This window comes from Lentilactobacillus hilgardii DSM 20176 = ATCC 8290, from assembly GCF_000159315.1.
In the GTDB taxonomy this organism is placed as follows: domain Bacteria; phylum Bacillota; class Bacilli; order Lactobacillales; family Lactobacillaceae; genus Lentilactobacillus; species Lentilactobacillus hilgardii.
In genome coordinates this window covers 7,487-15,200 of sequence record NZ_GG669993.1, presented here as the reverse complement: position 1 = coordinate 15,200, position 7,714 = coordinate 7,487, and the positions used below count along the sequence as shown (strand labels likewise).

The 7,714-nt window shown below is 40.0% G+C and carries 5 protein-coding genes, 2 pseudogenes and 1 other annotated feature; of the genes and pseudogenes, 4 read left to right on the top strand and 3 right to left on the bottom strand.

From position 1 onward, the window contains the following. The first annotated feature begins 102 nt into the window (after positions 1-102). Complete coding sequence (locus HMPREF0519_RS04205) at positions 103-531, top strand: GNAT family N-acetyltransferase (protein ID WP_040472702.1); 429 nt, start codon at positions 103-105, stop codon at positions 529-531. A gap of 126 nt (positions 532-657) precedes the next feature. Here the strand turns inward: HMPREF0519_RS04205 and HMPREF0519_RS04200 are convergent, their stop codons facing one another. From HMPREF0519_RS04200 to HMPREF0519_RS04190, 3 genes are all read right to left on the bottom strand, one after another. Next, positions 658-3,048 (bottom strand): beta-glucosidase, encoded by a 2,391-nt coding sequence (locus HMPREF0519_RS04200; protein WP_190870487.1) that lies wholly within the window; start codon positions 3,046-3,048, stop codon positions 658-660. A gap of 225 nt (positions 3,049-3,273) precedes the next feature. Further along, positions 3,274-4,617: a PFL family protein gene (locus HMPREF0519_RS04195; protein WP_003634927.1), complete on the bottom strand. Its 1,344-nt coding sequence runs from the start codon at positions 4,615-4,617 to the stop codon at positions 3,274-3,276. Between the two features lie 14 nt (positions 4,618-4,631). Continuing rightward, positions 4,632-4,901: an ACT domain-containing protein gene (locus tag HMPREF0519_RS04190; RefSeq protein WP_003553390.1), complete on the bottom strand. Its 270-nt coding sequence runs from the start codon at positions 4,899-4,901 to the stop codon at positions 4,632-4,634. A 189-nt stretch (positions 4,902-5,090) separates the two neighbouring features. Between HMPREF0519_RS04190 and HMPREF0519_RS04185 the strand changes: the two are divergent. From HMPREF0519_RS04185 to HMPREF0519_RS13855, 3 genes and pseudogenes are all read left to right on the top strand, one after another. After that, a pseudogene (locus HMPREF0519_RS04185) lies at positions 5,091-5,663 on the top strand (sugar O-acetyltransferase). A 64-nt stretch (positions 5,664-5,727) separates the two neighbouring features. Continuing rightward, positions 5,728-5,969: a binding site (T-box leader), on the top strand. A gap of 302 nt (positions 5,970-6,271) precedes the next feature. After that, the gene (locus HMPREF0519_RS04180) at positions 6,272-7,105 is read left to right on the top strand and encodes a 2-keto-4-pentenoate hydratase (RefSeq protein WP_003634921.1); all 834 of its coding nucleotides are present in this window, start codon (positions 6,272-6,274) and stop codon (positions 7,103-7,105) included. Between the two features lie 181 nt (positions 7,106-7,286). Beyond that, positions 7,287-7,714: pseudogene (locus HMPREF0519_RS13855) on the top strand (matrixin family metalloprotease); the annotation flags it as partial.

The window sequence follows — 7,714 nt, the reverse complement described above, 5'->3', positions numbered from 1 at the left end:
AATTACATTAATCTATCATATCATGATTTAACCACATTTTTTATATTTCGACAAATTTGTTACAAAAAGATTAATAACAAATTACAGAACAGGAGAAATTTGATGCGATTGATTGTAGAAAGTTCTAAACCTATTCGCGCAGCAGCTACCTATGTTCGCCTATCCGTTTTCGTCATCGAACGAGGAATTGATTTAAGAGACGAATTTGATGATAAGGATACTGATCAAGAAGTTTATGCCGTTTTGTTTGATGAAAAGACCCCCGTTTCAACTTGTCGTTTCGAACAAACCGACGAAAACACTTTAAAGATTGGTCGGGTTGCAACTCTAAAAGCATATCGCGGAAAGGGTTTGGGCAAAAGGGGTCTGACCGCAATGGAAAAATATGCCAAACAACTTGGTTTAACAAAATCGTTAATCCATAGTGAAGTCACCGCCGAAGGTTTTTATGAAAAAATGGGTTATTCAGTTGCCTCTAAGCCATTTTTCGAAGATAGTGTGCCCTGTGTCATTGTAAAAAAAGATCTATAAAACAGCAGCCTAATGTCATTTGCTTCTCTACGCAAACAGATGACATTAAGCTGTTTATTATTTTATCGTTTCATTTTTTGCAATGATCTTAAAAACCAGGAAACTGCCAGCAACTAACCTTTTTAATTACAAAAGCGCCTTAATATATCTGCGGTTCGCAATTTCAACCAACTTATCGACCGTTTTCAATGACAGCTTTCCCTCTGATTGTTGAGCCAACCTAATTAATGGTGAATCCATTATGATCGTTTCCTCAAATTTAACTGCTGCGCTGTTTGGCTCGGAAATACCTTTTAGCCGAGCTTCTTTCATTCTCTTAATCATTTTTCGAATAATAAAAGAATGCATTGATAATTCCCTGGCTGTATTTAACTTTGTATATTGACCAGGCTTTGGAACCACTTGCTTTTTAATTTCCAGTCCACTCATTTTAGAAAAATCCGCAAGCGTTGGTTTACCCTGTGGTTTTGAATACCAAATCGGTAAATTTTTCTTATCAGGAAAAGAAATCCCTTTTGATTGAATTCGCGTTGAAAATACGACATTATTCGAACTATCACCAATTATAATAAACTTGTGCCCCAAAGGTAATTGCCATTTTTGGGAGGCATCACACCACTCAAAAAAGGACTGTGCCGGCAATTCAACTGTCACTGATTTGGTCTGACCGGCTCTTATCACGACCTTTTTAAATCCCTTTAATTCTTTTAGCGGTTTTAAAGGCCGATCTTCCTCATTTCCTACATAAACCTGGATAACCTCAGCACCATCGACATTGCCTGTGTTTGTGATATCCGCTTTCACGTGGATTGATTGACTCTCTCGAATCATATCGGTATCTATGTCAATCCGGCTAATTTTAAACGTTGTATAGCTCAACCCATAGCCAAACGGGAAAGCAACCGGGGTACCTGATTTTTCATAATAGCGATAACCAACATAAACACTTTCCGCATACCCGACGGATTGAGGATTATGATCATAGATTGCTGCAGAAGGGACATCCATGTAGTTAATCGGGTAACTTTCAGCCAATTTCCCAGAGGGATTCACCTTCCCCAGTAATAAGTTTGCTGCAGCATTGCCGACATATTGACCGCCAAGATAAAGGTTTAACACGCCTTTCACATCCTTTAACCATGGTAGTTCGACCGGTGCCCCAGCTACCAACAAAGCAATGACATTTGGATTAATTGCCGCAATTCTATCAATTAACACATTTTGAATAACAGGCAGCTGCATGTTTTTTCGATCAAAGCCCTCCGACTCGTCATTTCCCGGCAACCCGGCTACAAAAATAACTTTGTCTGCCTTTTTAGCAAGCGCCACGGCACTTGTAATGAACTGATCCGATTTTTGATTAGAAAGTGAATAACCTTGTTGATAATGATAATGAACGCCCATGTGATCCAGTCCTTGAAGGATTGTAACTGACTCGGGTGGATTGATATGGGATGATCCAGCCCCCTGATATCTGGTATGAGCTGCCATTTCACCAATGACAGCTACCTCGTCACTTGATTTTATTGGCAACACCTGATTATCATTTTTTAATAAAACAGCTGCACTTTCTTCAATCTTTTGTGCAAGTTGACCGCCTTCCTTTAATAATGCCGACCGGTCTCCTTTAAACACAGGTCGTTTCTTTTCGGCAATTTTGATGACATTTTTGGCTGCACGATATAAAGCTTTGTTCTGAAGTTGGCCAGTCTTCAATCCTGCCAAAGCCTGTTTATCAAATAAGTGATTACTGGATGGCATTTCTAAATCCGTACCGGCATTAATACTGGCAATCTTATTATTTAACGCGCCCCAGCCAGTTATCACACTTCCTTTAAATCGCCATTGCTGTCTTAAGACCGTCGTTAAAAGGTATGGATTATCGCTTGCGTAAGTACCATTCACCTTATTGTAAGAACACATGACTCCCTCGGGTTGGGGCCTTGTCACAGCAATCTGAAAGGCCGCCAAATATAGTTCATGCAAAGCGGTTTGATCAATAAGCGAATCTGATCGCAGTCGGTCATTCTTCTGATTATTGCCCGCAAAATGCTTAACGCAGGCACCAACCCCTTGGGATTGCAACCCTTTTATCCACGCAGCACCAATAGTCCCAGCTAAATATGGATCTTCGCTGAAGTATTCAAAGTTTCGACCACATAAGGGATTTCGTTTAATATTGATGCCGGGGCCAAGAACCATATCAACATTTAAGCTACGCGCTTCTTGACCAATTGCCCGACCCATGCGCCTAATCAGCTCTGGATCCCATGTACAGGCAATAGCGCTTGCAGTCGGAAAACAGGTGCTGGGCACACTGTTGTTGATTCCCAAAGCATCCCCTTTATCAGCCTGATACCTTAAACCATTTGGTCCATCACTCATTCGAAAATTAGGAATATGATCGTCGATTAGTGACGAAGAGTGCCAAAAATCCTCACCGGATGTTAATTTAATCAGATCCGTCGATGATAACTTACTCAAACGATTAGTCAATGGCTCTTCAGACGATTTCATAAAATGCCTCCGTTCCGTGATCACTTTTGACCTTAATATACCATCACATCTTTTTAAATATCTAAAATATGCCTCCATCAAGTGATTGTGATGGCAGGGGCACAACATTTACCTAAAAAGGCTATATCTTGCATTTAAAACGATTATAAACAAAAAAGCCGGAACATTTTGCCCCAACTTTTTAACAATCCGTTTCGACATAATCCTATCCGAAATAGATGACTTTTAGTTTTTAAATGAATGAATTGGCGCTGGAATTCGTCCGCCCCTGTTAATCATTTTAGCAGGACTGTTTAAATTAACAGGCATAACAGGTGCGTACCCAAAAAGGCCACCAAAATCAATCTTTTCGCCAACCTTTTTTCCGGTTGCCGGAATAACTCTGACCGCTGTTGTCTTGTTATTAATTACCCCAATAGCCGCCTCATCGGCAATCATACCACTAATGGTTTCAGCAGACGTGTCACCGGGAACTGCAATCATATCTAGGCCAACTGAACAGACCGCAGTCATTGCTTCAAGCTTCTCTATGTTCAGGTTACTATGCTCAACAGCCTTGATCATCCCGCTATCCTCTGAAACCGGAATGAATGCTCCTGACAAGCCGCCTACATGCTCGCATGCCATAACGCCACCCTTCTTAACCGCATCGTTTAGCAAGGCCAATGCAGCCGTTGTGCCAGGTGCACCGACGCTTTGCAGTCCGATTTCTTCTAAAATCTCAGCAACCGAATCTCCTTGACTTGGCGTTGGAGCCAATGAAAGATCGACAATACCAAATGGCACATTTAAGCGCTCTGCAGCCACATTTCCAACAAACTGCCCCATTCTGGTCACTTTAAAAGCCGTCTTTTTAATGGTTTCCGAAACAATATCAATTGACTCACCACGGACTTTTTCCAGAGCCCGTTTCACAACTCCCGGTCCACTAATGCCAACGTTAATGACTTTATCGGCCTCACCAACACCATGAAAAGCGCCTGCCATAAATGGATTGTCCTCAACTGCATTGGCAAAAACGACAAGACTCATGCAGCTCACAGGATCAATCGCCGCCAACTGCTTGACGACCTGCCCCATCTGTTTAACTGCGTCCATGTTAATGCCGGCACGGGTTGATCCAACATTGACAGATCCGCAAACTCGCTTTGTTTCATTCAGCGCTTCTGGAATTGAAGCAATTAATTTTTTGTCACCGGTTTGGTAACCCTTTTGAACTAAAGCCGAAAAGCCGCCAATCAGATCAACGCCTAACGTTTGAGCAGCCTTTTCCATCGTTTGGGCGTATGCAACATAGTTATCGTCGTGACACGCAGCGCCAATCATTGAAATCGGTGTCACTGAAAGTCGCTTATTGACAATTGGAATACCATATTCAGATTCGATTTGATTGGCAACTTTAACAAGATCCTTTGCGCTGCTAGTTAACTTGTCATAAATTTTTTGACGGGCTTTCTTACCATCGCTGTCAATACAATCAAACAATGAAATTCCCATTGTGATCGTTCGAATATCCAATTTTTCTTCGGAGACCATTTGAATGGTTTCTAATATTTGCTTGGTTTCCATTTCAAATTAACCTCCTATAGCTTTTGAATGGCGTCAAATAATTCTTGGCGTTGAATATGGATATCCAGCCCTGTTTCGGATCCTAATTCAGTTAATCCCCTTTTAATGGTCTCAAAATCAACTTCCGATTCACGCCACTCTCCCATTAGCATCATTGTAAAATCTCCATGCATTAATGTTTGAGAAATATCAGTAATATTTACTTTCAATGTTGCTAATTTTTGTGATACCTTGGCAACGATTCCAATCTGATCGTGACCAATCACCGTGATAACTGCTTTCATCCAAATTCATCCTTTCATCTCATCCGTCGAGATTATCGCATTTCATTAATAATACCCGAAAATGAGAAGTTCATCAATCAGCTTTTAATTTTTAAATTCATCAGTACCAATTTGAATAGAACTAATTGATTCCTATAAATATGGCGTAATATCTTTATATAAATACACTAGACTAAAGGTGGAAAAATGATGGCGACAAAAAAAGAAAAATTTTTAGCCGGCGAACCTTATAACATCATGGATCTGGAATTAGTTTCAGAAGAAACAAAAGCCCGTCGTTTATGTAAAATGATGAATGAATTGGACGATACAGCTGGTAAAGAAAAAGAACAACTGATCCGCCAGTTATTTGGCTCCGTTGGGAAAAGTCCATGAGTCCAGCCAAATTTTCGTTGTGACTTTGGTTACAATATTCATGTCGGTGATAACTTTATGTGCAATTATGATAACGTTATTTTGGATATTGCTCCCGTTACAATTGGCAATCACTGCATGTTGGCAACGCATGTTCAAATTTATTCAGCCTATCATCCGCTTGATCCAGCCGGACGAGAGGCTTTCATCGGGCTTGGCAAACCGGTTACACTTGGAGATGATGTTTGGGTTGGCGGCGGATCTGTCATCCTCCCAGGAGTGACATTAGGAAACAATGTGATTGTCGGTGCAAATTCAACAGTGACAAAATCATTTGGCGATAATGTGATTATCGCTGGCAATCCCGCACGCATTTTACGCGAAAATCCAAATAAATTTCAAAAATAAAAAAACAGTGTTGACATTATTAAAAACTGGGTGTAAATTAATGACAATCATTAAATTCACATTAGAAAAAGCGATGAAGAGAAACGTCATTTTGTAGTTGTAATCAGAGAGTTGCTGGTTGGTGAGAAGCAATTTACGATATAAAATGATCATCATCTCCGAGCTATGTAGCCAAATGTTTTTAGTAGGTTGCATTGGGAGCACCCATTATTGTGTCAGCGTATCGTAATTTTTACTGTACGTGTGAGATAGCCTTAGTAATAAGGTTATAAAGATAAGGTGGTACCGCGCTAAAACGTCCTTTAATTACCAATGATTGGGTAATTAAAGGACGTTTTTTGTTGGATTTTAATGAAGAAAGAGTTAAAGGTGGTGAGGACATATGAAATCGGACATTAGCAACTCTAACGATAATCCAGGTCAGATTAGTCACTTAGGGGCTGTTAGCAACTTAAACTTTTTACAACATAATGCACCATCGAGTTTTAAACATATTAGATTTAACATAGCTTTCATTTTCAACGACATAGTTTCACACCGCATTATTACCCACACATATTTGTCCTCACAGAATCTCATAAGCGAGGACAAACAATTCAACTAAATTTATGGAGGTCACGCTTATGAATACACAAAAACAAGCTACATTAGAATTATCAGCAAAGGAAAACGCATTTGCAAAGGAACTTTTCAACGCCTATCAATCACATAGAGCGTTAAAGGAGTCAGACTGGAAAGACGTTGTCACCGATGAAGCAACTGCATACCGGGTTCAAAAACGATTTACCGAACTTAAGAGTGAGGAAGTTGGCGGTTATAAAGTATCGCTGACCAGTAAGCAGACTCAAGATATGTTTGATTCGGATTCCCCATTATATGGCGCACAAGTTAAAAGTCACTTTGTCCAGTCGCCAGTCACGTTACATCGAGCAGAGTTAATGGAACCGTTAGCAGAGGTAGAGATGCTTTTTACAGCTAAAGAACCCCTTTGCAGTAAAGATTCTCTTGAGGATTTATTGAAGAAAACCAAGGTCGCCCCTGCCGTCGAAGTACCTGATTCACGCTTTAGCGATTGGTTCCCAAGCTTATCCAAATATATGGTAATGGCAGATGCAGCAGTTGGTGGATTTGTCGTTTATGGCCAAGAAGTAGAGGCCACCCGTTTATTCGATCACGTCGATGATTTGGCAAATGTCACATGTCAGCTCTTCCACAATGGTCAGAAATTAAAGGACGGTGCGTCATCAGAAGTACTTGGTAATCCTTTAAACTCACTTCATTGGTTGGTTAAAAAGCTGGAGGATCAAGGTCAGCCGCTACAAGCAGGTCAACGCGTATCAAGCGGTACTTTCCTCTTACCTGAATCTTTAACCGATGGCGAATGGAAAGCAACCTTTGATCAAGGACTTGGTGCCGTTTTCTTGAATGTATCGAAAGATTAACTTGTCTATCACTGCGTTAACTAGAATGATGATAATTGATAAAAATAAAAAACACTGTCAATTTTGTAGACAGTGTTTTTTATTTGACCAATTTTTTATTAAGCCGTGCATTAACAAGATGTCATCTTCATAAATATGCTATATTTAAGACAATCATATGTAACAGTGAAAGGAAAACCACATGCAGCAAATTAGATGCACACTATTGTTACTGATGGCAACAATGCTTTCGCTTTGTCTTACCATCTTGACTACCAATCAGGACGTGGGCGCAAATCCGCTAAATCCAGCGTTCAATGCGCCTAAGACCATCCATTCAAGTGCTGAAAATATACCAAAGAACGGTTACATAGCCGTTAATCAACAATTTGACGGTACTAAAACGTCAACTAATCAAAAGAATCGTTTGTCTGCTCATTCGATTGCAAAATTAATCAAGGAAACGCCGGATATGAATCCGGATCCATTAATTTTATCTTTGTCTCATACCGATTATCTTAAAAACGAGAAGTTGTTTGACGTTTCATATAACGTTTTTCATTTTTCACCAAAAGCAATGTTTAAATCTAATACAGCAACTATTTATACAACTTCAAATAGATTATTACC